Origin of the sequence: Sphingomonas sp. ASY06-1R (assembly GCF_052180265.1) — a bacterium.
Taxonomy (GTDB): domain Bacteria; phylum Pseudomonadota; class Alphaproteobacteria; order Sphingomonadales; family Sphingomonadaceae; genus Sphingomonas_I.
The window spans coordinates 1,331,506-1,353,728 of record NZ_CP197464.1 but is presented as its reverse complement, the minus strand read 5'-3'; the positions used below and the strand labels follow the sequence as shown (position 1 = coordinate 1,353,728).

Annotated in this window: 25 protein-coding genes; 11 read left to right on the top strand and 14 right to left on the bottom strand. The window is 63.2% G+C overall.

Annotated elements, in window-relative coordinates; all coding sequences use genetic code 11:
• The first annotated feature begins 202 nt into the window (after positions 1-202).
• Positions 203-712: a hypothetical protein gene (locus ACSBM8_RS06680; protein ID WP_442680869.1), complete on the top strand. Its 510-nt coding sequence runs from the start codon at positions 203-205 to the stop codon at positions 710-712.
• A gap of 131 nt (positions 713-843) precedes the next feature.
• On the opposite strand, the gene ACSBM8_RS06675 is transcribed toward ACSBM8_RS06680, so the two are convergent.
• The 7 genes from ACSBM8_RS06675 to ACSBM8_RS06645 form a co-directional block, all read right to left on the bottom strand.
• The gene (locus tag ACSBM8_RS06675) at positions 844-1,146 is read right to left on the bottom strand and encodes a hypothetical protein (protein ID WP_442680868.1); all 303 of its coding nucleotides are present in this window, start codon (positions 1,144-1,146) and stop codon (positions 844-846) included.
• Positions 1,143-1,529 (bottom strand): DUF3592 domain-containing protein, encoded by a 387-nt coding sequence (locus tag ACSBM8_RS06670; protein WP_442680867.1) that lies wholly within the window; start codon positions 1,527-1,529, stop codon positions 1,143-1,145. Before ACSBM8_RS06670 ends, ACSBM8_RS06675 begins: the two co-directional genes overlap by 4 nt.
• A gap of 50 nt (positions 1,530-1,579) precedes the next feature.
• On the bottom strand, positions 1,580-2,080 hold the full coding sequence (locus ACSBM8_RS06665) for a hypothetical protein (protein ID WP_442680866.1): 501 nt from the start codon (positions 2,078-2,080) through the stop codon (positions 1,580-1,582).
• A 429-nt stretch (positions 2,081-2,509) separates the two neighbouring features.
• Positions 2,510-2,974 (bottom strand): hypothetical protein, encoded by a 465-nt coding sequence (locus ACSBM8_RS06660; protein ID WP_442680865.1) that lies wholly within the window; start codon positions 2,972-2,974, stop codon positions 2,510-2,512.
• 48 nt (positions 2,975-3,022) lie between these two features.
• The gene (gene dksA, locus ACSBM8_RS06655) at positions 3,023-3,475 is read right to left on the bottom strand and encodes an RNA polymerase-binding protein DksA (protein WP_442680864.1); all 453 of its coding nucleotides are present in this window, start codon (positions 3,473-3,475) and stop codon (positions 3,023-3,025) included.
• A 151-nt stretch (positions 3,476-3,626) separates the two neighbouring features.
• Positions 3,627-4,160, bottom strand: a complete 534-nt coding sequence (locus ACSBM8_RS06650; protein WP_442680863.1) for a hypothetical protein — start codon at positions 4,158-4,160, stop codon at positions 3,627-3,629.
• Between the two features lie 144 nt (positions 4,161-4,304).
• A complete protein-coding gene (locus ACSBM8_RS06645) occupies positions 4,305-4,748 on the bottom strand; it encodes a host attachment family protein (protein ID WP_442680862.1) in 444 nt (147 codons plus the stop codon).
• 97 nt (positions 4,749-4,845) lie between these two features.
• On the opposite strand from ACSBM8_RS06645, the gene serS reads away from it, so the two are divergent.
• Both serS and ACSBM8_RS06635 read left to right on the top strand, forming a co-directional pair.
• Complete coding sequence (serS, locus tag ACSBM8_RS06640; protein WP_442680861.1) at positions 4,846-6,123, top strand: serine--tRNA ligase; 1,278 nt, start codon at positions 4,846-4,848, stop codon at positions 6,121-6,123.
• A complete protein-coding gene (locus tag ACSBM8_RS06635) occupies positions 6,120-7,250 on the top strand; it encodes a peptidoglycan DD-metalloendopeptidase family protein (RefSeq protein WP_442680860.1) in 1,131 nt (376 codons plus the stop codon). Before serS ends, ACSBM8_RS06635 begins: the two co-directional genes overlap by 4 nt.
• On the opposite strand, the gene ACSBM8_RS06630 is transcribed toward ACSBM8_RS06635, so the two are convergent.
• Positions 7,251-8,375, bottom strand: coding sequence for a DUF3089 domain-containing protein (locus ACSBM8_RS06630; protein ID WP_442680859.1), 1,125 nt, complete (start codon positions 8,373-8,375; stop codon positions 7,251-7,253).
• A gap of 53 nt (positions 8,376-8,428) precedes the next feature.
• On the opposite strand from ACSBM8_RS06630, the gene rimO reads away from it, so the two are divergent.
• A complete protein-coding gene (rimO, locus tag ACSBM8_RS06625) occupies positions 8,429-9,772 on the top strand; it encodes a 30S ribosomal protein S12 methylthiotransferase RimO (protein ID WP_442680858.1) in 1,344 nt (447 codons plus the stop codon).
• Here rimO and ACSBM8_RS06620 read toward each other — a convergent pair whose 3' ends face one another.
• On the bottom strand, positions 9,773-10,843 hold the full coding sequence (locus ACSBM8_RS06620; protein ID WP_442680857.1) for a phosphatase PAP2 family protein: 1,071 nt from the start codon (positions 10,841-10,843) through the stop codon (positions 9,773-9,775).
• Between the two features lie 128 nt (positions 10,844-10,971).
• Between ACSBM8_RS06620 and ACSBM8_RS06615 the strand changes: the two genes are divergently transcribed.
• The 5 genes from ACSBM8_RS06615 to argC all read left to right on the top strand — a co-directional run bounded on the left by ACSBM8_RS06615 (position 10,972) and on the right by argC (position 16,878).
• Positions 10,972-13,182, top strand: coding sequence for a beta-glucosidase (locus tag ACSBM8_RS06615; protein WP_442680856.1), 2,211 nt, complete (start codon positions 10,972-10,974; stop codon positions 13,180-13,182).
• Between the two features lie 63 nt (positions 13,183-13,245).
• Positions 13,246-14,631 carry a leucyl aminopeptidase family protein gene (locus ACSBM8_RS06610; RefSeq protein WP_442680855.1) on the top strand — a complete coding sequence of 462 codons (1,386 nt, stop codon included), beginning with the start codon at positions 13,246-13,248 and terminating at the stop codon, positions 14,629-14,631.
• A 132-nt stretch (positions 14,632-14,763) separates the two neighbouring features.
• Entirely contained in the window at positions 14,764-15,096 is a 333-nt protein-coding gene (locus ACSBM8_RS06605; RefSeq protein WP_442681503.1) for a MarR family transcriptional regulator, read from the top strand.
• Positions 15,020-15,958, top strand: a complete 939-nt coding sequence (locus ACSBM8_RS06600; protein ID WP_442680854.1) for a C40 family peptidase — start codon at positions 15,020-15,022, stop codon at positions 15,956-15,958. Before ACSBM8_RS06605 ends, ACSBM8_RS06600 begins: the two co-directional genes overlap by 77 nt.
• Positions 15,955-16,878 (top strand): N-acetyl-gamma-glutamyl-phosphate reductase, encoded by a 924-nt coding sequence (gene argC, locus ACSBM8_RS06595; RefSeq protein WP_442680853.1) that lies wholly within the window; start codon positions 15,955-15,957, stop codon positions 16,876-16,878. Before ACSBM8_RS06600 ends, argC begins: the two co-directional genes overlap by 4 nt.
• Before the next feature lie 27 nt (positions 16,879-16,905).
• Here argC and mltG read toward each other — a convergent pair whose 3' ends face one another.
• The 5 genes from mltG to fabD form a co-directional block, all read right to left on the bottom strand.
• On the bottom strand, positions 16,906-17,901 hold the full coding sequence (gene mltG / locus ACSBM8_RS06590) for an endolytic transglycosylase MltG (RefSeq protein WP_442680852.1): 996 nt from the start codon (positions 17,899-17,901) through the stop codon (positions 16,906-16,908).
• Between the two features lie 29 nt (positions 17,902-17,930).
• Complete coding sequence (gene fabF, locus ACSBM8_RS06585; RefSeq protein WP_442680851.1) at positions 17,931-19,190, bottom strand: beta-ketoacyl-ACP synthase II; 1,260 nt, start codon at positions 19,188-19,190, stop codon at positions 17,931-17,933.
• Positions 19,191-19,286: 96 nt separating this feature from the next.
• A complete protein-coding gene (locus tag ACSBM8_RS06580; protein ID WP_116092040.1) occupies positions 19,287-19,523 on the bottom strand; it encodes an acyl carrier protein in 237 nt (78 codons plus the stop codon).
• 72 nt (positions 19,524-19,595) lie between these two features.
• On the bottom strand, positions 19,596-20,336 hold the full coding sequence (gene fabG, locus ACSBM8_RS06575) for a 3-oxoacyl-[acyl-carrier-protein] reductase (RefSeq protein ID WP_442680850.1): 741 nt from the start codon (positions 20,334-20,336) through the stop codon (positions 19,596-19,598).
• Positions 20,337-20,346: 10 nt separating this feature from the next.
• Positions 20,347-21,282 (bottom strand): ACP S-malonyltransferase, encoded by a 936-nt coding sequence (fabD, locus tag ACSBM8_RS06570; RefSeq protein ID WP_442680849.1) that lies wholly within the window; start codon positions 21,280-21,282, stop codon positions 20,347-20,349.
• Between the two features lie 259 nt (positions 21,283-21,541).
• Here fabD and rpsF point away from each other — a divergent pair, with 259 nt between their 5' ends.
• Positions 21,542-21,976, top strand: a complete 435-nt coding sequence (gene rpsF, locus ACSBM8_RS06565; protein ID WP_442680848.1) for a 30S ribosomal protein S6 — start codon at positions 21,542-21,544, stop codon at positions 21,974-21,976.
• A gap of 14 nt (positions 21,977-21,990) precedes the next feature.
• On the top strand, positions 21,991-22,215 hold the full coding sequence (gene rpsR, locus ACSBM8_RS06560) for a 30S ribosomal protein S18 (protein ID WP_011950937.1): 225 nt from the start codon (positions 21,991-21,993) through the stop codon (positions 22,213-22,215).
• Positions 22,216-22,223: the final 8 nt, after the last annotated feature.

Below are 22,223 nucleotides of genomic sequence, written 5' to 3'. Positions count from 1 at the left end.
CGGATCGCTGGCCGCTTCCCCGCGCCGGCTGCGATTGTCACTCAAATTCGTTCAAAGTTTTGCGCCACGAAACAAGGTGACGGCATTTGAGGCACGTACGACAATACGACATTCATTTCATATCGACAGCACAGGATTGGGTTTCTAGCGGCCGCCTAGAATTAGGGCTAGTCTAGCAGATCTAGCCAAGTGGGGCATTCACATGAAGATCTGTCGGATCGCGCTGTTAATCCCGCTATGCACCTTGCTCACACCGCTGTCCGCCAGACCAGTCGTGCCCACGTTACGGGATGCAAACGGATGCCGCTTCCTTCAGCTTGGTGATTTCGGCACGGGGCCGGCTCGCTGGATCGGCGCATGTAATCATGGCGCCGCAGACGGGCCTGGCGTGCTGCGGGTCGGGCCCGCGAACGATGTCCGCCTGTTTGCCGGGACCATGCGGGCCGGCCGTGCGCTGGCCGGCTTTGTCATTACGCAACATTTCTATGCCTCGGGGCCGACCCTGCATTTTGATCAAGGCGAATGGGACAACGAATGGGAGGCCTGGCCAACCTACGACGATAACGAGGCGCGTCAGGCGTGTAAGATCGCGGCCAGGGGCGCGCGCGCCGCTGCCAATCGATTGGTAAAAGAGGGCAACACTGCCTCAGCCAGATTCTATCGCCGCTGGGCAAACGGATTCCGGAACTGCAAGGCTCCTACCGGCAGCTGAAAACTATGTCTGCATCATTCGGATCGCGCTGGATCGCTGCTGACGGCCTCTTGGTTGGACGAAGTAGTGGGATGACTGCCTTTGCTTCTGCCGGCCAAGGCAGCGACGATGACTAAAAATATTACAAGTAATTAATTGAGGGATGCACAGTTAGAACCAACAGAATTATCAGATTTTTCGCTATTAACAATTGTACAAATTATCCAAGATTTGTTTTGGTTTAAAACAAATCCTATAAATCCGATACCAGCACTCATGGAGGTTATTGAATAACCCTCATCAAGTAACTGCTGCAAAGATTTATCGATCGGTTGTGATTTAGTAGCCTTTACTATAGGAACTAATACATTAGGTCGCGTAACAGGCGCTTCCTGTCGTGTTTCATTCGCCCCATCCGGAGATAACATCAACATCAATGCCAGTTGATAGATCATGATCTATTATTCTCCGTATTTAGTTGAACAACTAATACAATTGCTAGACCACAGCTACCTATGAATAAAAAAACTATATTCCACCACCATAATGCATTAAAATCATCCACCGTTGCCGTATTGGCAGGATTAGAGGGATAATAAAAAACTTTTACGTGACTTTTATTAGGCTGCGCGCCATAACCACGCTGTATGAATGAAATTTTCTGGCCATTCCGCGCAGTAAAATACACGATAGGCTGACCTAATCCATCGCCGGACTGATCTGGGCGGTCCGCCGCGGGGATCCAACCTTCTGCAATTACGCCGGTTTGTACAAGTTTCCAGGAAGAGACGATGCCGTAAGCACCCCTGCCTACGAATATCAGGCCTATAAGCGCCATGAGTATCAATATCTTCCCACCCTCCGCAGGGCGCGCCCAAAGACGCGATATCACCACACAATTCCCCCGGAGGCGCTGACGCCGCCATAAACTTGTACACCGATATTAAATCCCGCCATTAAGAGCATGGCCCTAGGGTTAGCTGTCGCCCAAAAAATCTCCGGTGCCAGGCTAGGTGCCCTGCTCATATTAGCGATTACGGAAGGATTTATATTCATGGCCAGCGCCGTTCCTGAATATCCGTAAAATATCCCCACACCAAGATCAGCAAAGCAACAAAGTCCTTTGAAATCGTCAAGCGTAAGGTCTGGCCCAGGGCATCCATTCATAACTATAATCACGCCATCGTTGTGAAAATCACGCGGCGCTATCTGCGTTGACCCATTGGACGTTCGATTGCGTGGATCAAAAATCTTTCCGTAACGTGGTATGTTATGGATACCAGCAGCGAGCCCTGCCCCTGCTCCAGCATAATGTAACAACACCGGATGTTTTGCATCCTTAGTGATAGGGTCGATCAACTCGATCGTTCCACCTGAACCCTGAAACATTCCTAAACCGATGCCAGCCGTCGCGGAGGTCCGAAATTTCCAATCGCTTACCTTTTTAGGTAGTCCCAAACACTCGGATTCGCTCCAGAGCCGACTATGCGTGGAGCCCAAACCGCCAGCGGGTTAAACGGTTCCGGCATCCGTTGAAATATAGCCGATCGCGAGCAGCAGCTACTCTCTTACCTATGCGGGCACCACATTCCCCGCTCTACCGGGGCGGGCTATGACCTTCTCGAACTGCAACGATGTCGGCACGGCTAAAAGCGACATCGCTGTATGGTGCAGGTAGCGGTGAAGCGCTGGTGACAGCGCTTTGGTTGCGCGAAGACCTGGATAGCAGCCACTGCTTCTGCCCAGCAAAGGGCGACATCTCGTTCGGCTCCCTATAGGCGCATAACCTTGAGCGGTGGTTAGATCGACGCCATCGTATTAAACGCGAACCAAACGGCGGAGGCGGACAAACGCCAGCGCCGCGCTCGCCGCATATACGACGTGATGGCCGATGTCCGTTGCCAGCTGGCGGCTGCCCCACTTCGTGGGCGGATCGGAAACGCCCAATCCGGTAATCAGCGCCGTGCCCGAGCCCCACGATCCTGCGAGGAACAGGGCGGCGCGCGCAGGCTCAGGCACCTTTGCCATCACCGCGAGCCCAAGGCCGAGGCTGGTTCCGAACGCGATATGCGCCGCGGTCGACAGCCGCTCCTCCGTGGCTTCTTGGGGCACCTCGACTCCGGTCAGAGCCTCTACTGCCTTGGCCGGCGTCGGCGACGGCGCGCGTTTCGTGAGGCGCATTTCGATGGCTTGGCTGAGTGACATGGCGACCGTGCCCGCCAAGCCTGCCAGCAGACCAATGCCTGCAATTTGGGCGGATCGGATCAGATCGGTTTTTTGCATGAGACAGCGAACCCGCCGCTGCCGCACCGGTTCCGGCGACCGACGCCGTTATTCCTCGCGCGAAACCTTTTCGTTGCGCTCGTGCCGCTCCTGCGCCTCGACTGTCATCGTCGCGACCGGCCTTGCTTCCAGCCGCGCGAGAGAGATCGGTTCGCCCGTCACTTCGCAATAACCATATTCGCCCTCGTCGATGCGACGGATGGCGGCTTCGATCTTGCTGATCAGCTTGCGCTGGCGATCGCGCGTCCGCAACTCGATCCCCCAGTCGGTCTCCGAGGATGCCCTGTCGGTAACATCCGGTTCCCGCAGCGAATCCACCTGGAGTTGCGCGAGCGTCTCCCGCGATTCGCGGAGAATCGACTCCTTCCAATCAAGGAGCTTCCGCCGAAAATATTGCTGTTGCTGCGGATTCATGAACTCCTCGGCCGCACTGGGTCGATAGTCCTGATCAACGCGCCCCATGTCATCCTGCTCGTCGATACGTTTAATCGCGGTAGCCATGTGAGTACTCACCCGACCTTGCGGAACGTTGGCCGTGGCCCCCGCCCCGTCTGCCCTGGGCGGGCCTATACGCGGGAGCGATGGGACGAACAAGCGGGCGGCGCACAACAAAATGTCGTGCGCCGCCTGAACCTAAATTAAGTTGTGGATATTATTTTCCGGCAGCCCCGCCCGCCGGCGCTGCCTTCTTCGCGGCCGCATCCAACTGAGCGGCCGTCATCGCGATGACCAGCCCGTTGGGGCCCTTCGCGAAGCCGCTCTTCGGTACCTGTACCTTGCTGCTGGCCGTGGCGACCGTCACGAGGTCACCCGACACCGCTTCGACCTTGCCGACCGCGCCGCCCTGCGGATCCGACACTGCCGTACCGACGGCGATCTCGGTCGGCGTCGTTGCCTGCGCAACCTTCGATTCCAGTTCCGACTTGGTGATGCCGACGATCAGCCCGTTCGGGCCTTGCGCAAAGGACGTGACGGGGATCGACGCCTTGGCCGTACCGGTCGAAAGAACCGCGTTACCGCCACTGACGGACTCGATCGTGCCCACCGGCGCGCCGGTATTGTCATTGACGGTTGCGCCGACCGTGACGTTGGCGGCGGCTGGCGCCGTTGCGGCAGCCGGAGCGGTCGCCCCTGCTGGCGCGGTGGTGGATGCAGGTGCCTGAGCGAATGCCGGGGCGGCAAGCATTGCAGACCCTACCATGACTAAAGACAGATACTTCATGATGCTCTCTCCCGAGATGAATCCCTAAGCTCAACCAACATAGGACTAATAGATCGTAACGCTGCAGTTACGGGATAAGTCGTTTCCCTAGTGGGATCAACCGATGCCCTACTCATACTTGTCGAGGATGGCTTCGATCTTGTTCACTGGGTGCCCCGTTAGATCCTTGGCGATCTCTGCTATGATCTTCCCCTCCACTTCCTTGTGAAAATGCTTGCGCAATTCGCCCAGTGTTTTGGGCGATGCGATGATGACAAGCTTTTCAAATTCATTGTCGAGCGCGCCGCGGTTGATCCGCTGCGCTGCCTCTGCCGCAAAGCGGTCTTCGGCCTGCTGATGGAAGTCCGCTTCGCCCGCTGTCGATCCACCGGCCGCGCCGCCCGCAGGCTTCTGACCCGCCATATCCGTCTTGATGTCGCGATCCGGCGCATCACTCTGCTGCTCGGCCGCGACGACGGTCAGGTTCAGGTTTTCGGCATCGCCCTCGTTCCGGAAGAACAGCATTTTCGCGCCGTCGGCGACCAGGACATGGGCGTCGTGGGGAATGCGCATTCTTCAACCTCCTTATAACGTTTCGGCCAGCCAACGCGCGTTCGGCGCTGTGGGTTGCAGGCTTGCACCCATCGCAACCCGCCGCCATTACCCGGCCATGCACGACATCCGAGCCATTCGCGAAGATCCCGCCGCCTTCGATGCCGGCCTGCAACGGAGGGGCCTCTCCCCCTTGGCGGCCGGTCTGGTACAGCTCGACGAGGAGCGCCGTGCGCGCATCGGCGAAGCGCAGGCTTTGCAGACTCGCCGCAATGAAGCGTCCAAGGAAATCGGCAAGGCGAAAGCAGCGCGCGATGAAGCGACCGCGCAGGCCCTGATGGCGGAAGTCGCGGGCATCAAGGAGCGGATGGCGGCGCTCGAAAGTGAAGCGGCCGGGCCGGATGACGCCTTGAACGCCGCGCTTGCCGCCATCCCGAACCTTCCCGCCCCCGGCGTACCCGAAGGTGAGGACGAGTCCGGCAATGTCGAGCAAAAGCGTTGGGGAACGCCGCGCACACTGGATTTCGCGCCCCGCGACCATGCCGACATCGGGCCTGCGCTGGGCCTCGATTTCGAAGCCGGGGCGCAGCTGTCGGGCGCGCGCTTCACCGTGTTGCGCGGCCAGGCTGCCCGCCTCCATCGCGCGCTAGGCCAGTTCATGCTCGATACGCAGACCGCGGCCCACGGCTATCAGGAAACCGCGCCGCCGGTGCTGGTGCGCGACGAGGCCCTGTTCGGAACGGGGCAGCTGCCCAAATTCGCCGAGGATCTGTTCAAAACGACTGACGGTCGCTGGCTGATCCCGACCGCGGAAGTGAGCCTGACCAACCTCGTGCGCGAGCAGATCCTGGCCGAGGCCAGCCTGCCCCAGCGCTTTGCCGCACTCACGACCTGCTTCCGGTCCGAAGCGGGGGCGGCCGGGCGCGACACGCGCGGTCTGATCCGTCAGCATCAGTTCGAGAAGGTCGAGCTCGTCGCGATCACCGCGCCCGACCAATCCGATGAGGAGCATGAACGGATGACGCGCGCCGCCGAGGCGATCCTGGAGGCGCTGGAACTCCCCTACCGCCGCATGCTGCTCTGCGCCGGCGACATGGGTTTCACCGCCCGCAAGACGTTCGACCTGGAAGTATGGCTGCCGGGTCAGCAAACCTATCGCGAAATTTCCAGCTGCTCCAATTGCGGGGATTTCCAGGCGCGCCGCATGGATGCCCGCTATCGCACCGTCGAAGGCAAGGGCACGGCCTTTGTCCACACGCTCAACGGATCCGGGCTGGCGGTGGGGCGCACGCTGGTCGCGGTGATCGAAAATTATCAGCAGGCCGATGGCTCGGTCAGCGTGCCGGAGATCCTGAAGCCCTATATGGGCGGCCTGGAGGTCTTGCTGCCGGCATGAGGATTGCGGCGGCCTTGCTGACGATCGGACTGATCGCCGCCGCGCCTGTACCGGAGAAGCAGGCCGCCAGGCCGTCGACGACCAAATTCGTTCCACGCAAGCTGTTCGACGAACCCCCTCCCGCCGCCGCGTCTGCCGATCCCAAACCGGCGGGCGGACAAAAGGCGGTGTGGGACGTCACCAAGGTCTCTCCCGACGCGGTCGACATTCCCAAGTCCATCTATTTCGTGCAGCCGGGCGACACGCTGCTGGCGATCATGCGAAAGACCGGGGGAAGCGCCAACGTTATCGCCCATGACAATGATCTGGAACCGCCCTTTCGGTTGCGCCCGGGGCAGAAGCTGAAGATCGCCGCCGGCCGCTATCACACCGTCCGCAAGGGGCAGAGCGGCATCGCCATCGCACGTGCTTACGGGGTCGAATGGCTGCGTATTGTCGATCTCAACCATCTGGAAGAGCCTTACGCCCTGCGGGAGGGCGAGCGGCTGCTGCTTCCGCCTGCCAAGGAAGTCGCGGGGATGACGCTTGAGCAGCGCGCGGCGGCGTTCAAGATCGACCTCACCGATATCGCGACCGGCGGCGAGCCCGCCCTCGCCCCCCAGGCCCGCCCTGCCGCGCCAACCGCCTCGCCCAGGCGGACGTTGCCGGCGACCACGCCGGTGGCGGAGCCGGCGGTGGATTTTGGCGGCCGTTTCGCATGGCCGGTGCAGGGCAAGGTGATCCGCCGCTACGGGCCGATGGACAATGGCGGGCGGAGCGACGGCATCGCCATCGCCGCCCCGTTCGGCCGCCCGATCGGTGCCGCGGCCGACGGAATTGTCATCTGGGTCGGCCAGCATCCGGCCTTCGGCAACGTCGTTCTGCTGCGCCACGGCAATGGCTGGGTCACCATCTATGGCAATGCCGATCGGCTGCTGGTCAAGCGGGGCCAGTCCGTGAAGATCGGTCAGGCCATTGCGCAGGTCGGGCTGAGCGGCAGCGGCGTCGATCGGCCGCAAACCTTTTTCGAAGTCCTGCGCGGACGCAAACCCGTCAATCCGATGAGCCTGCTCCCCAAGCAGCGCGAGGGCGGCGACGATGCCCGCTCAGACACCAGCCGCGCCGACACGGACGCCAACGACAATTAGCTATCGTTGCGCCTGCCAGGTCTTGGCCTGATGCTGGATCAGGCTGATCATATTCCCCTGGACCAGGCTGATGTCGAGCGGATGCAGGCCCCAGGTCGGCGTTGGGCTGTAGCGCTGCAGGCTTGCGCGTAGCAGATCGGCATATTTGCCGGGCTCGACCCGTACGCGCAGCACGGCCCCCTTGCCGTCGACGACGCATTCGCCGCTGAGCTGACCCGCCATTTCCACGGCGGGCGGATCGTTCGCCGGGGCGAAACCTGGCTTGCCAAGAAAGCCGTCAAGCGCCCCGCGCCCGCCGCCAACCGCGGCCGGATTCACGCATAAAGCCGCCCCGCCGGCCGTTCCGCCGAACACGCGAGGGCCCTCATAATCCGCAAAATAGGTCGACCAAGCGACCACGCAGCCGCTCTGATCCTGCGTTTTGCACGTCGAAATATGCTTAAAACTTGCCTGATCGAGGTCCAGATTGCCCGCCAGATAGGCCGCAACCAGCCGTTTTTGCGCGGGTTTGCCGTCGATTTCCTCGGCCATCAGCCGCTTGAGGATGATCGCGCCCTGGCTGTGACCCACCAAAACGACGCCCCGGCCGTGATTATCGCGCGCCAGATAGCTGCGCCACGCCGCGAGAATGTCGCGATAAGGGATGTCGAAATCCAGCTTGGGCGCGGGTTTGGCGGCCGAACTTTGCGCCATCGTATAGCGCAACGCGGTGATCGTGAGCTGGTGATAAGCGGGAACGAACAGCCTGCACGCGGCACCCAGGCGCGCCGCCTGGCCATGCACCGACCGCTTTTCCTCGGCATCGGGAACGAGATCGCTGTAGAGTGTCGGGTCGGTCGACGCGGTCGGATAGACGTAGAAACAGTCGATCGGCGGGTCTTTCGCCGGCACATAGGGAATTGGCTGGCGCGTGCCCGCGGCATCGACGCGCATGGCATCGAGGTTGGCGGAGCAGGTGCCATCGTCGACGCCCGGCCGGCAGATCCAGTTGCCGAACTGTGCATAGTCGACCGGCGGCGTCTCGCCATGCGCTGGCATGGTGGTCGGAACGGGCACGACCGGCATCTGGGCCGCTACCGGCGCAACCGGGATGAGTGCGCCCAGAATCAAAACCGGCAGCCGCATGCAGCGTCCCTCTCGTAATTTGCTCCGGCGCACGCTATGTGGCGCGCTTCCCCATGGCAACCACCCTTCCCTCCCCGCCCAAGGTCGGCATGGTGTCGCTCGGCTGTCCCAAGAATTTGGTCGATAGCGAGCGCATCCTCACCAAGCTGCGCGCTGACGGCTACCGCATGTCGCCCGATTATGCCGGGGCCGATGTCGTGCTCGTCAACACGTGCGGCTTTCTCGACTCGGCCAAGGAAGAGAGCCTGGAGGCGATCGGGGAAGCGATTGCCGAAAATGGCCGCGTGATCGTCACCGGCTGCATGGGTCAGGACGCCGATGTCATCCGCGCGCGCTTTCCGCAGGTGCTCGCGGTCACCGGGGCGCATCAATATGAGCAGGTCGTCGGCGCGGTCCATGAAGCCGCGCCGGTGCCGCCATCCGCCTATCTCGATCTGGTGCCGCAGGCGTCGTTCAGCGGCGACCTCAAGCTTACACCCAAACATTACAGCTACTTGAAGATTTCGGAGGGCTGCAATCACCGCTGCTCCTTCTGCATCATTCCGGCGCTACGTGGCGATCTCGTCAGCCGCCGCCCCGATGCGATTCTGCGCGAAGCCGAGAAACTGGTGGCAGCGGGCACCAAGGAATTGCTGGTCATCAGCCAGGACACGTCCGCTTATGGGCTGGACCTGCGCTACGCCTCTTACCCGCTGAAGCAGGGCGGCGAAGTGCGCGCCGACATGACCGATCTGGCACGGCATTTGGGCCAGCTCGGCGCCTGGGTGCGGCTTCATTACGTCTACCCCTATCCGCATGTGGACCGCGTTATACCGCTGATGGCGGACGGGCTGGTGCTGCCGTATCTGGATATTCCGTTCCAGCATACGGCCCCCTCGGTGCTCAAGGCGATGAAGCGTCCCGCGAATGACGCCAAGGTGTTGGAGCGCCTGCGCAACTGGCGCAGCATCGCCCCCGACATCACGATCCGTTCCACCTTCGTGGTAGGCTTCCCGGGCGAGACCGAGGCGGATTTCGAATATCTGCTGCAATGGCTGGACGAGGCGCAGCTCGACCGGGTCGGCGCGTTCCGCTTCGAACCGGTTGCGGGCGCCGCCGCCAACGATCTGCCCAACCAGGTGCCCGAGGCCGTCAAGGAAGAGCGTTACGCACGCCTGATGGAGCGGACGGCGGCTATCTCGACCGCCAAGCTGGAGGCCAAGATCGGCGCGACGCTGGATGTGATCATCGACGCGGTCGATGAAGAAGGCGGCGCGTCCGGCCGATCGAAGGCCGATGCACCTGAAATCGATGGCGAAGTCCACCTTCGCGACACGCGCGGTCTGAAGCCGGGCGACTTCGTCCGCGCCCTTATCGAGGATGCGGACGAGCACGACCTGTTCGGCGTCGTCGCCTGATCAGTCGCCCAGGCGACGCCGGTCAATTTCGTCCAGGATCGCCATGGCACGTGGCCCGCTGCTGCGTTCCTGTGCCAGCAACTGGATAAGCTTGCCGTTGCGCTGCCGGCGCAGGAAGATCGCCAACGGATCCAGCGGAAGCGCGCGGCGCGTGGCGATCAGGCTGGGCAGGCTCTTGCGCACGAAGATACTCACCGCGATCGCGACGATGGCTCCGGCAAGCATATCTACCAGATAATGCGTGCCTTCGACCGGCGTCGCCAACAGCATGGCGATGTTCAGCGCCAGGACCGGCCAGCGCAACCGGCGGATCGGCCATGCCGCGACGATGTAAAGAACGGCGCTAACCGTATGAAAACTGGGCGCGCATACCAGGCCATGCAGCGATGTCACGGCGATGCTGTGGACTTCATGGAGCCGCAGCAGCGGTATGAGCTCCGACTGATATAGCGCACTTTCGGGCATGTAAGGTATGTGCCCGCGCCACATATAGGCGAGCGGTCCCTGCGCCGGGGCGAGCGTGAACAACAATAAGGTGATCAACGCCGCGAGCCAGAAGGAGGCGATCAGCATACGCGCCTCGGCCCGCCGACCGCTTACCGCGAAATAGCCCAGCAGGATCACCGGCGTCACGAAAATGCTCTGGTAGGCGATGCTTTCGCCGAGTTGCAGCAGGGGATGTGCCGCCACGAACGCATACCAGGCCAGCCAATCGAAGTGCATCAGGCGATCGGCCCGCTCCAGCGCGACGTCGTCGAACCCGCTGGTATGAGCCGCCAGCGGATAGCTGGCCAACGCGCCGACAAGACACACCAGCGCGAAGAGGCCGATATGATCAATGGCGTCACGGGCGATGCGCTGGGCATTCGATGATCCGGGCCTGAGCGCAAACCGCGCCAGCAGCGCCGTGCCGGCAACGACGGCAAACAGACGATCGACGCCATTGGCGGGGTCGATCTCAACCTGCACCCCAGCCATCAGCAGCAGCACGACGAGCAGGCTCGCGCCAATCGCCGCGACCAGCCAATAGCCTGGTAGTTCAAGGATTTGCTTGTCGGTTTTGCCAGCCAAAGTCAGGATCTTCAAAGAGGCGAATGTCCATCGCTAAGACTGACGGCCTGAACGGCATATTGCTGCGATGAAGGTCGTATTGCGCGCACCCATCCCCCATGCGACCGTCGGTTGAACAGGAGGATGATATGGCGAAGGCGATCCAGGCGAAGACCGCGATCGTGGCGATGCTGTGGGCATCTGCCACGGCTGGAATAGCGGCGTCACCGCCCTGGATGGACAAGACGCTCGATCCAGATCAACGCGCGTCCCTGCTGGAAGCGCAGCTGACGACGGACGAGAAACTCGCGCTTGTGCACGGACCGATGGGACGCGCGCGTCTGGGTATTCCAAAACCTGAGCGGGCGCTGGGATCGGCCGGCTTCATTCCCGGCATCAAACGGCTCGGCATACCGGACCTGCAAGAGGCCGATGCCGGCGTTGGCGTTACCAATCCCGGCAATATCCGCCCCGGGGACGGCGCGACCGCCTTTCCCTCGATCATGGCAATGGCCGCCACTTGGAGCCGCGCCCTCGCCTACCAATCCGGCGTGGCGCTGGGGAATGAATCGTGGAGCAAGGGGTTCAACGTCCTCCTTGCCGGCGGCATCAATCTGATGCGTGAGCCACGTAACGGCCGTACGTTCGAATATGCGGGCGAGGACCCCCTGCTGGCGGGTCTCCTGACCGGCGATGCGATCCGCGGGATCCAGAGCCAGAACGTCGTCTCCACGATCAAGCATTTCGCGTTCAACAACCAGGAAAGTGCGCGCTTCTTCGTCGACGCGACGATCGGCAATGCCCCGGCACGGGAGAGCGATCTGCTCGCCTTCCAGATCGGGATCGAGACGGGGAAACCCGGATCGGTGATGTGTGCCTATAATATCGTCAACGGGCATCAGGCCTGTGACAGCGACTGGCTGCTCAACCAGGTGCTCAAGCGCGACTGGGCCTATCCAGGCTGGCTCATGTCCGATTGGGGGGCGGTTCACAGCACCGCGAGCGCCTTGAACGGGCTGGATCAGGAATCCGGCGAGCAGCTCGATCGCGAAGTCTATTTCGGCGCACCTTTGACGGATGCAGTCCGGACAGACCCAGCCTATCGCGCGCGCCTCGACGATATGGTCCACCGTATCTTGCGGACCTTGTTTGCGGTCGGCGTGATAGACCGGCCCGCCAAACTGAGCCCGATCGACTATCAGGCGAACGGCAAGGCATCGCAGGCCGTGGCGGAAGGCGGCATCGTATTGCTGAAGAATCAGGCCGGCCTATTGCCGCTCAAGGGCGCGCGGCGGATTGCGGTGATTGGCGGGCAGGCGCAGTTTGGCGTGCTGTCGGGCGGAGGATCTTCGCAGACGATCGCGATCGAGGGACCGGGCCTGCAGATGCCGGTCATGGGAACCGGCGTGCTCGGCGCACCACGGTTGATGGTGTACCATCCCTCATCTCCACTCGAGGCACTTCGCCAGCTCCTCCCGGATGTCGAACTGATCGTGGACGACGGCCGTTATCCGGAAAATGCGGCGAGGCTCGCGCGCGACGCGGACATTGCCATCATATTCGCCACGCAGTGGACGACCGAGAGCTATGACGTGCCGGACCTGTCCTTGCCGAGCAGGCAGGATGCGCTGATCGCCACGGTCGCCGCTGCCAATCCGCGCACAGTGGTTGTGCTGGAAACCGGCGGCCCCGTGCTGATGCCGTGGCTGGGCAAGGTCGGCGCGGTCCTGGAGGCCTGGTATCCCGGCGGTCGCGGAGGCGCCGCAATCGCCAATGTCCTGACCGGACGGGTCAATCCCTCCGGCAGGCTCCCCGTCTCCTTCCCGGCCAGCATTGCGCAATTGCCGCGCCCGGCCATCGTCGGCGCCGGCAATGATGGGGAACGTCCGCCGCTCGGCACCAAGCCGCTGCCGCTTCCCTATCGCGAGGGCGCGGATGTCGGCTATCGCTGGTATGCACGCCAGAAGCTGAAGCCCCTATTCCCCTTCGGTTACGGGCTGAGCTTCACGCAATTTTCCTATTCGGACCTGGCGATACGTGGAGGATCGGACCTGTCCGTATCCTTCATCGTTCGCAACGACGGCAAGGTAGCGGGGGCGGACGTGCCGCAAATCTATCTGACATCGCTCGCCGGCACGCCAGAGCTGCGCCTGATCGGCTGGGAGAAGCTCACCCTTGCCCCCGGTGAAAGCAGAAAGGTGACGATGACCGCGGACCGCCGCTTGCTGGCGCGCTTCGACGACAAGGCGCATCGCTGGCGCATCCCCGCCGGCCGCTACGAAGTCAGCCTAGGCACGTCCGCCGCCAATCTGGGCGCGCGCGCTACGGCCACCATGGCCGAGCTTACGGTTAAACCGTGACGGAATGGCCAAGGCGCAGCCCGACGGCTTGAGGCGCCGGCCTATCTCTGGCAGCGCGGGATCATGACCGATTTCTCCACATTGATCAGCCCGGATCGTGGCCAAGCCGCCCGCACCCTGACGCTCGTCCCGCAAGCCGAGTTCGCGCAATGGCTGAGCGTCCAGCCCCCCCGCGTGCGCGCAGCGGTCGAAGCGGCCCGGTTCGAGGGGAAAGCGGATAGTTTCGCGATCCTGCCTGGCGAAGCGCCCGAGGCCTGGAGCGTCGCGGTGGGCGTGGAGGCGGAGAACCGGCTATGGTCGCTGGCGGCCGCCGCTGCCAAATTGCCGGAAGGCAGCTATCGACTGGCGGACGGCGTGCCGGGTGATTGCGCTTTGGGCTGGCTGCTCGCCCAGCATCGTTTCGATCGCTATCGCGAAAAGCCGGAAATACCCGGCCCCAGGGTGCTGTTGACGTCGGAACCGGCCAAGATCGACGAGATGGTGCGCCTGGCAGAGGCAACCGCGCTTGTCCGCGATCTGGTCGATACGGGGGCGGGCGATCTGGGACCGGCGGAGTTGGCCGACGCCGCCAAGGCCGTCGCCGATAGGCACGGTGCGCGCTTTGCCGTGACGCAGGGGGACGCACTGCTCGACGGCTATCCCATGATCCATGCGGTGGGTCGTGCCGCGACCAAGGCGCGCGGCCCGCGCCTGATCGAGGTGGAATGGGGCGATCCCGCCCATCCGCGGATCGCGTTGGTCGGCAAAGGCGTGTGTTTCGATTCCGGTGGACTCGATATCAAGCCCGGCAGCGGCATGCTGTTGATGAAAAAGGATATGGGCGGCGCCGCGCATGCGATCGCACTGGCCGGACTGATCATGGCGACGCGCCTACCGGTTCACCTGCATCTGCTGATACCGGCGGTCGAAAATGCCATTTCCGCCGATGCCTTTCGCCCTGGCGATATCCTGAAGAGCCGCAAAGGCCTGCATGTGGAGATCGGCAATACCGATGCGGAAGGAAGGCTGATCCTTGCCGATGCGCTGACGCGTGCCTGCGAACAGGAGCCGACCCTGCTGCTGGACTTCGCGACGCTGACGGGCGCCGCACGCGTGGCGCTGGGCCCGGATCTGCCCGCGCTTTTTGCCAATGACGACGGGTTGGCGCACGATCTCATCCAGGCAGGAGAGCAGGTCGAGGATCCTTTGTGGAGGCTGCCTTTGTGGCAACCCTATAATGAGATGCTGAAATCCGACATTGCCGATCTGAACAACGCGCCAAGTGGCGGATTTGCGGGCACCATCACCGCCGCCTTGTTCCTGGAGCGGTTCGTCGCGCCGGACATTGCGTGGGCGCATTTCGATACCTTCGCCTGGCGGCCGACCGCCAAACCAGGGCGTCCGAAGGGCGGAGAAGCGCTGGGGCTGCGGGCTGCCTGGGCCCTTCTGCAGGGCCGTTTCCCGCGCTGATCCATGACATTAGATGTAAATACTGCGCGCCAATGAAACGAATCGGCGCGTCCGCGTGTTTTCCCGCCAACGAAGCAATCAAGCATCGAGTGAGGCGTGGTCATGATGCACGACACGACCCTGGCGGGGTGGATGCAGACGCTGGTCGGTTATGTCCGCTCCGGCCAACCGGATCTTACCAATCGGCAGATGGCATTGCTTCTGCTGGTTTATCTTACGCCGGGCCCGCACACCGTGCGCGGTCTGGCCCAATCCCTGGGGGTTTCGAAACCCGTAGTGACTCGCGCCTTGAACACGCTTGGTGCCCTCGGCTATCTGCGCCGCGAGCGCGACGAGGCCGACAGACGCAACATTTTCATCGCGCCTACGGATATGGGGCATACATTCCTTGAAGGCTTCGGCGGACTCATCGACGGCGACACGCCCGCGCATCTCACGCGCCAAATGCGCCACGCTGCGGCCTGACGGATTCCGGCTCGAGGGGCCATCGCGTCGCCTTGATCCCCGTACGCACGCCTACCGGCCCGACATTGCCGATGTCGAGCTGGCGGGCCTGCTGTTCGCGCCGCATTATGCGCGTGCCGAACCGTGCCGCTGCGTTGTCGATGCCGTGGTCGTGCGGGGTCGCCCTTCCGAACAGGCGCCGGCGATATCGCAGCTCGTCTATGGGGAAGGCTTCGCGCTGATCGACAAGGCCGGAGACTGGGCCTGGGGACGCTGTGCCCATGACGATTATGTCGGCTATATTCCAGCAGCTGCCTTGGGCGCCATGGCGGCACCGACCCATCGCGTGGTCGCACCTCTGGCGCTCGTCTTCGCCAATCCCGATATCAAGGCCCCGGTCGTCAGAAGTCTCTCGATCGGCGCGCGGGTTGCCGCGGAGGATGAGGACGGGTTCTTGCGGATTGCCGACGGTTATATCCATTCGCGTCACGCGGCTGCGCTGGACAGCAAGGCGCTGGATCCGGTGACGGTGGCGGAAAGCCTGGTTGGCATGCCCTATCGCTGGGGCGGCCGCGGTGCGGACGGGATCGACTGTTCCGGCCTGGTGCAACGCGCGCTGGAACTGGCCGGCATCGACGCGCCCCGCGATAGCGACATGCAGCGCGACCAGCTCGGCATCCTGTTGGACGACGACATGGCCCCCGCGCGCGGCGACCTTGTGTTCTTCCCCGGCCATGTTGGCATGATGGTGGACAGCGAGCGGCTGATCCATGCCAATGCGCATTGGATGGCGACCGTGATCGAACCGCTCGCCGACGTGACGGCGCGGCTGCAGCCGCTGCACGATCACCCGATCACCGCACGCAGGCGGATCAGCATATGACCAAGATTTTCGTTGACGGTGCCGCCGGCACGACCGGGCTGGAGATACGGGAACGGCTGGCGGGACGGCGCGATGTCGAACTGATCACGCTGCCCGAGGACAGGCGCAAGGACGCCGAGGCGCGGCGCGGCGCGCTGAACGAGGCGGATATCGTTATTCTCTGCCTGCCGGATGAGGCCGCACGCGAGGCGGTTGCGCTGATCGAGAACGACACCACGCGCGTCATCGACGCGTCGACCGCACATCGCGTTGCGCCGGGCTGGGTTTACGGATTTCCGGAAATTTCGGGTCGCGACACCGTCGCGGGCGCGATGCGGGTCAGCAATCCCGGCTGCTATTCGACCGGCTTCATCGCCCTGGTCGCCCCGCTGGTGAAGGCGGGGCTGATCCCCGCCGATTATGCGCTGACGTGCAACGCGGTCTCCGGCTATTCCGGGGGCGGCAAGAGCATGATCGCGGAATTCGAGCAAAATGCCGCGCCCACGGCGTGGCGCAGCTATGCGCTGAGGCTGAACCATAAGCATGTGCCCGAAATGCGGGAGCGGAGCGGGCTTACGGTGGCGCCCCTCTTCGCACCGGCGGTCGTCAACCTGTTCAGCGGCATGATCGTCGAGGTCCCGCTGCATCTCGAAAAACTGCCCGGCAAGCCCGACGCCGCGATGCTGCGCGACGCCCTCGCCGCGCATTATGACGGCTCGCCGATCGTCAGCGTCGTATCCGATTATGAGGAAGGGACCTTGGCCGTGGAGCGGCTGTCCGGGACCGATCGCCTGGATATGTTCGTGTTCGCCGATGCGGCCAACCGGCAGGCCCGCCTCGTCGCAGCGCTCGACAATCTGGGCAAGGGGGCGGCGGGCGCCGCGGTCCAGACGCTCAACCTGATGGCCGGCCTTCCCGAAACGGAAGGCCTGCACCTCTAGGACGACGTACCCGGCCTCATTGGCCGTTCAGCGCGCACCCTGCGCCTTACGCAGCTTGTAATAGCGCTGCACGTTGGCGTTGTGATCCTTCAGATCATTCGCGAACACGTGGCCGCCTTTGCCATCCGCCACGAAATACAGGGCCTGCGTATTTGCGGGTGCCAGGACCGCCGCGATCGAATCGCGGCCGGGATTGGTGATCGGGCCGATCGGCAGGCCTGCCATGGAATAGGTGTTATAGTCATTTTGCGCGCGCACTTCGCTGAGCTTGATGCGGCGGCCCAGCGGTTTTCCCTTGGTGAGCGGATAAATGATGGTGGGGTCCGCCTGCAGCCGCATGCCCATGCGAAGGCGGTTCGAATAGACGCCGGCGACCATCGTCCGCTCTTCCGGAACGCCGGTTTCTTTTTCCACGATCGCCGCCAGCGTCAGCGCGTCATGTTTCGAGCCCACGACGCTATTGGCCTTACGCGTCATCCATAATTGGTTGAGCGTCTGCGTCATCGCATCCTGCATCCGCTTCAAGACGGCCTTGCGCGGCTCGCCGCGCTGGAAGCTGTAGGTTCCCGGCAGCACCGACCCTTCGGCCGGCACGGGCAGCTTGCCGGTCAACAGCTTCTCCCGCGCGATCCGTTCGAACACTTCGATCGACGGCATGCCTTCCGGAATGGTGATGAGCCGCTGGACCGTGCGGCCGCTTTGCAGAAGGCCCAGAATATCGCGCGCGCTCATGTGCGGCGGAATCTCATATTCGCCCGCCTTGATCGGCTCGGACGAGCCGAAGCGCCGCGCAAAACGCAGGAAGCCGGTGGTCGAGCGGACCACCCCTACTTTCTCAAGCTCGCGCGCCGCCGCCGACAAGGTCGACCCCGGCGGCACCACCACGGCGGTCGGCCGCTGGGCGGGCCCCGCCCCCGTCCAGTTGCGGTGAACGGTCAGCCAGCCCGCCCCAATGACGATCAGGATGAGCAGAACCAGGCAGCCAATGCCGCCGCGCGCTGCGGATGAACGACGTTTCGCCACGGCTTATCCTAGCGTTCCTGCGGTCCGGATCAAATGGCGCGCATCACCAGGCTCGCGTTGGTACCACCAAAGCCGAAGCTGTTGTTGAGCACCGCCTTGATCGACCGTTCCTTGGCCACGTTGGGAACGAGATCGACGCCAGCACAGCTTTCGCTGGGATTGTCCAGGTTGATCGTCGGCGGCGCAACCTGATCGCGCAGCGCCAGGATACAGAAGATCGACTCGACCGCCCCTGCCCCACCGAGCAGATGGCCGATCATCGACTTGGTCGACGACATGGATACCGTGTCCATCGCATCGCCGAACAGACGCCGCACGGCGCCGAGTTCGAGCTCATCCCCCATCGGCGTGGAGGTGCCATGGGCATTGATATAATCGATGTCCTTCGGCTCCAACCCAGCCTTGCGCAACGCCATCTGCATCGACCGGAACGCGCCATCGCCTTCCGGATGCGGCGCTGTCACATGATAGGCGTCGCCGGTCAGCCCATAGCCGATGACCTCAGCATAGATTTTGGCGCCGCGCGCCTTGGCATGCTCATATTCCTCGAGCACGACGATGCCGGCCCCCTCGCCCATCACGAAGCCGTCGCGATCCTTGTCATAGGGGCGGCTCGCCTTTTCCGGCGTGTCGTTGAAACCGGTCGACAGCGCGCGCGCCTGGGCGAAACCGGCAATGCCCAAGGGGCAGATCGCGCTTTCGGCACCGCCCGCCAACATGACGTCGGCATCGTCCGCAGCGATGATCCGGGCAGCGTCGCCAATGGCATGCGCACCGGTCGAGCAGGCCGTCACGACCGCGTGATTCGGGCCGCGCAGGCCATATTTGATCGAGACTTGGCCCGAGATGAGGTTGATCAGACGGCCGTGGACGAAATGCGGGCTGACGCGGCTCGGCCCTTTTTCGAATCGGACGATCGATTCGCTTTCAATGCCCGGTAGCCCGCCAATGCCGGAACCGATCATGCAGCCGACGCGGCAGCTCTGCTCGTAGGTCAGCTCGCCAAGGCCGGCATCTTCATAGGCCTGGCCGGCTGCGTCGATGCCGTAAATAATGAAAGGATCGACCTGCCGCTGGACCTTGTGATCGACGCGCTTGCCCGGATCGAAGCCCCAGGGATGATCGGCAGGCTTCACTTCGCAGGCGATCGTGCATTTCTGATCGGACGGGTCGAACCGCGCGATCCGCGCCGCTCCCGACTTGCCGGCCTTGATGTTGGTCCATGCGGTCTCAACGTCGGCGCCTACCGGCGTTACAAGCCCAAGTCCGGTCACAACCACGCGCCGCATGGCGATCTCCTATTCAAGTCTCAAAACGAAAGCGGCCCCCCGACACCGGGTCGGAGAGCCGCTTGGCCTCAGGCAAAGGGCTCAGCCCCCTGCAGATCAGCCCTTATGTGCGTCGATATAGCTGATCGCGTCCTTGACGGTCGTGATCTTTTCGGCGGCGTCGTCCGGGATCTCGACCCCAAACTCTTCCTCGAAGGCCATTACCAGCTCGACGATGTCGAGGCTGTCTGCGCCGAGATCGTCGATGAAGCTTGCATCTTCCGTGACCTTTTCAGGCTCCACGCCGAGATGCTCGACGACAATCTTCTTCACGCGATCGGGGGTGTCGCTCATGTGTTTTTACCTTCCCTAGGTCTCGATTTGGCGCTGCCCTACAATTGCGGGAATGGTCCCGCAAGGGGGGCGTCAGAGCATGGCCATGCCGCCATTAACATGGATTGTCTGGCCGGTCACATAGCCGGCCTCGCGACTGGCAAGATAGGCGACCGCCGCGCCAATGTCTTCCCCCTTGCCGAGATCGCCGGCCGGAATGCGCGGAAGAATGGTCGCGCGCTGCTGTTCGTTGAGCGCATCCGTCATAGCGCTGGCAATGAAGCCGGGCGCCACGCAGTTGACGGTGATGTTGCGGCTGGCGAATTCCTGCGCCAGCGCCTTGCTCATCGCGGTAAGCCCGCCCTTGGAGGCGGCGTAATTGGCCTGCCCCGGATTACCGGTCCAGCCGACCACGGATGTGATCGAGACGATCCGCCCGAACCGCGCCTTCATCATCGGACGGCTGGCGGCACGGATCAGACGAAACGCGGCTTCCAGATTGACGGACAGGACGGTGGCCCATTCGTCATCCTTCATCCGCATCGTCAGATTGTCGCGGGTCACGCCGGCATTGTTGACCAGAATGTCCAGCTTGCCGCCCAGCGCCTCCAGCGCGGCAGGAATCAGCCCTTCGACCGACTGGGCATCCGCCAGATTGGCCGGGACCGTCACGGTGCCACCCCCGATATCCTGCTTGACCGCGTCCAGTGCTTCCTGCCGCGTGCCGGACAGTGCGACCGTCGCGCCCTGCGCGGCCAGCGCCTTGGCGATGGCGGAGCCGATCCCGCCGGAGGCCCCGGTCACCAGCGCGGTCATTCCTGAAAGATCGAACATCTGTTTCTCCTCAGAGGGCTGCTGCCAGCGCCTCGATATCGTTCATCGTCACCACGCTCATGACGTTGGCGTCCGGCGCAATCCTTTTGACCATGGGGCCCAGGACCTTGGCGCCGAATTCCACATAATCGGTGACGCCGGCGGCCCACATCGCCTCGACGCTCTCCCGCCAGCGCACGGTACCGGTCACCTGACGCACCAGCAGATCGCGGATCGTATCCGGATCGCTGGCGGGCGCGGCCGTGACATTGGCATAAACGGCGACGAGCGGCGCGCGCACTTCCGCCGCGGCCAGCGCGGTGGCCATGGCGTCCGCGGCCGGCTGCATCAGCGCGCAATGGAAGGGCGCCGATACCGGCAGAGGTATCGCCCGCTTGACGCCACGCTCCTTGGACAGCGCCATCGCGCGTTCGACCGCTGCCTTGTCGCCGGAGATCACGACTTGGCCGCCGCCATTGTCGTTCGCGGCCTGGCACACCTGCCCCTGAGCGGCATCGGCGCAGATCGCCTCCGCCAGCGCGAAGTCCGCACCCAGCAAGGCCGCCATCGCTCCTGCGCCGACCGGAACCGCCGCCTGCATCGCCTGCCCGCGCAGCTTGAGCAGCCGCGCCGTGGTCGACAGATCGAATGCCTGGGCGGCGCATAAGGCGCTATATTCGCCCAGGCTGTGGCCGGCGACGAAGTCGGTCTTTTCGGCCAGGCGGATGCCGCCTTCCTGTTCCAGCACGCGCAAGGTCGCGATCGCATTGGCCATGATGGCGGGCTGGGCATTTTCGGTCAGCGTCAAGTCGTCCGCCGGCCCCTCCGCCATGATGCGAGCAAGCTTCTGACCCAGCGCGTCGTCGACTTCCTCGAACACCGCCCGCGCATGCGGGCTTGCCGCGGCCAGGTCGGCGCCCATGCCGACGGCCTGACTACCCTGGCCAGGAAACAGAAATGCCCGCATCAATCTCTCCACAAGCTCGGCGTGATCCAGGAACCGTCCCGGACGGGCCTTGCCAAGTTCGGGGCGCAGGTAAAGGAAAGCCTGCCATCGACGCAACCCGATGGCCCCCTCCGGAATGCGGCTTGCCCTTTTGCCCGGCTTACGGCATAGGGGCTCAATCCGGGCGAAGGCGCATGCCTCTCGCCCGGTTTACTTTTTGCAAGACAGCCGGAGGGGCGTCGCATGGGGCGGCGTCAGCGATCGGCAGGAGATATGAAGCATGGCTCTTTACGAGCACGTGTTCCTTGCGCGCCAGGATCTGGCGCAGGCGCAAGTGGACGCATTGGCGGAAGCCGCTACCAAGATCGTTACCGATGGACAGGGTAAGGTCGTCAAGACCGAGACCTGGGGCCTGCGTTCGCTCGCCTATCGCATCGCGAAGAACCGCAAGGCGCATTATGTGATGCTCGAAATCGATGCCCCGACGGGCGTCGTTGCCGAGCTCGAGCGCCAGCTTGGCATCAACGAAGATATCGTTCGCTTCATGACCGTCCGGGTCGACGAGCACGAAAACGGCCCCTCGGCGATGATGCGCCGTGGCGAGCGCGATCGTGAGCGTGGCCGTGGTGACCGCGGCGATCGTCCGGATCGTGGCGACCGTGGTGATCGTGGCGACCGCCCGCGTCGCGACGACCGCGACGACATGGCCGCGTAAGGGAGTAGAGCAATATGGCCCGTGCCTTTTTCCGCCGCCGCAAGAGCTGCCCCTTCTCCGCGAAGGATGCTCCCCGGATCGACTATAAGGATGTCCGTCTGCTGCAGGGCTTCGTGTCCGAGCGTGGCAAGATCGTCCCCAGCCGCATCACCGCGGTTTCCGCAAAGAAGCAGCGCGAGCTCGCCCAGGCGATCAAGCGTGCCCGGCATATCGGGCTGCTTCCGTACATCGTTAAGTAAGGAGCGAC

Excerpts from the sequence above, each read along its gene's own strand:
- ACSBM8_RS06680 (WP_442680869.1), top strand. The coding sequence starts at position 203 with ATGAAGATCTGTCGGATCGCGCTGTTAATCCCGCTATGCACCTTGCTC.
- ACSBM8_RS06675 (WP_442680868.1), bottom strand. The coding sequence starts at position 1,146 with ATGATCTATCAACTGGCATTGATGTTGATGTTATCTCCGGATGGGGCG.
- ACSBM8_RS06670 (WP_442680867.1), bottom strand. The coding sequence starts at position 1,529 with ATGGCGCTTATAGGCCTGATATTCGTAGGCAGGGGTGCTTACGGCATC.
- ACSBM8_RS06665 (WP_442680866.1), bottom strand. The coding sequence starts at position 2,080 with ATGTTTCAGGGTTCAGGTGGAACGATCGAGTTGATCGACCCTATCACT.
- ACSBM8_RS06660 (WP_442680865.1), bottom strand. The coding sequence starts at position 2,974 with ATGCAAAAAACCGATCTGATCCGATCCGCCCAAATTGCAGGCATTGGT.
- dksA (WP_442680864.1), bottom strand. The coding sequence starts at position 3,475 with ATGGCTACCGCGATTAAACGTATCGACGAGCAGGATGACATGGGGCGC.
- ACSBM8_RS06650 (WP_442680863.1), bottom strand. The coding sequence starts at position 4,160 with ATGCTTGCCGCCCCGGCATTCGCTCAGGCACCTGCATCCACCACCGCG.
- ACSBM8_RS06645 (WP_442680862.1), bottom strand. The coding sequence starts at position 4,748 with ATGCGCATTCCCCACGACGCCCATGTCCTGGTCGCCGACGGCGCGAAA.
- serS (WP_442680861.1), top strand. The coding sequence starts at position 4,846 with ATGCACGACATCCGAGCCATTCGCGAAGATCCCGCCGCCTTCGATGCC.
- ACSBM8_RS06635 (WP_442680860.1), top strand. The coding sequence starts at position 6,120 with ATGAGGATTGCGGCGGCCTTGCTGACGATCGGACTGATCGCCGCCGCG.
- ACSBM8_RS06630 (WP_442680859.1), bottom strand. The coding sequence starts at position 8,375 with ATGCGGCTGCCGGTTTTGATTCTGGGCGCACTCATCCCGGTTGCGCCG.
- rimO (WP_442680858.1), top strand. The coding sequence starts at position 8,429 with ATGGCAACCACCCTTCCCTCCCCGCCCAAGGTCGGCATGGTGTCGCTC.
- ACSBM8_RS06615 (WP_442680856.1), top strand. The coding sequence starts at position 10,972 with ATGGCGAAGGCGATCCAGGCGAAGACCGCGATCGTGGCGATGCTGTGG.
- ACSBM8_RS06610 (WP_442680855.1), top strand. The coding sequence starts at position 13,246 with ATGACCGATTTCTCCACATTGATCAGCCCGGATCGTGGCCAAGCCGCC.
- ACSBM8_RS06605 (WP_442681503.1), top strand. The coding sequence starts at position 14,764 with ATGCAGACGCTGGTCGGTTATGTCCGCTCCGGCCAACCGGATCTTACC.
- argC (WP_442680853.1), top strand. The coding sequence starts at position 15,955 with ATGACCAAGATTTTCGTTGACGGTGCCGCCGGCACGACCGGGCTGGAG.
- fabF (WP_442680851.1), bottom strand. The coding sequence starts at position 19,190 with ATGCGGCGCGTGGTTGTGACCGGACTTGGGCTTGTAACGCCGGTAGGC.
- ACSBM8_RS06580 (WP_116092040.1), bottom strand. The coding sequence starts at position 19,523 with ATGAGCGACACCCCCGATCGCGTGAAGAAGATTGTCGTCGAGCATCTC.
- fabG (WP_442680850.1), bottom strand. The coding sequence starts at position 20,336 with ATGTTCGATCTTTCAGGAATGACCGCGCTGGTGACCGGGGCCTCCGGC.
- fabD (WP_442680849.1), bottom strand. The coding sequence starts at position 21,282 with ATGCGGGCATTTCTGTTTCCTGGCCAGGGTAGTCAGGCCGTCGGCATG.
- rpsF (WP_442680848.1), top strand. The coding sequence starts at position 21,542 with ATGGCTCTTTACGAGCACGTGTTCCTTGCGCGCCAGGATCTGGCGCAG.
- rpsR (WP_011950937.1), top strand. The coding sequence starts at position 21,991 with ATGGCCCGTGCCTTTTTCCGCCGCCGCAAGAGCTGCCCCTTCTCCGCG.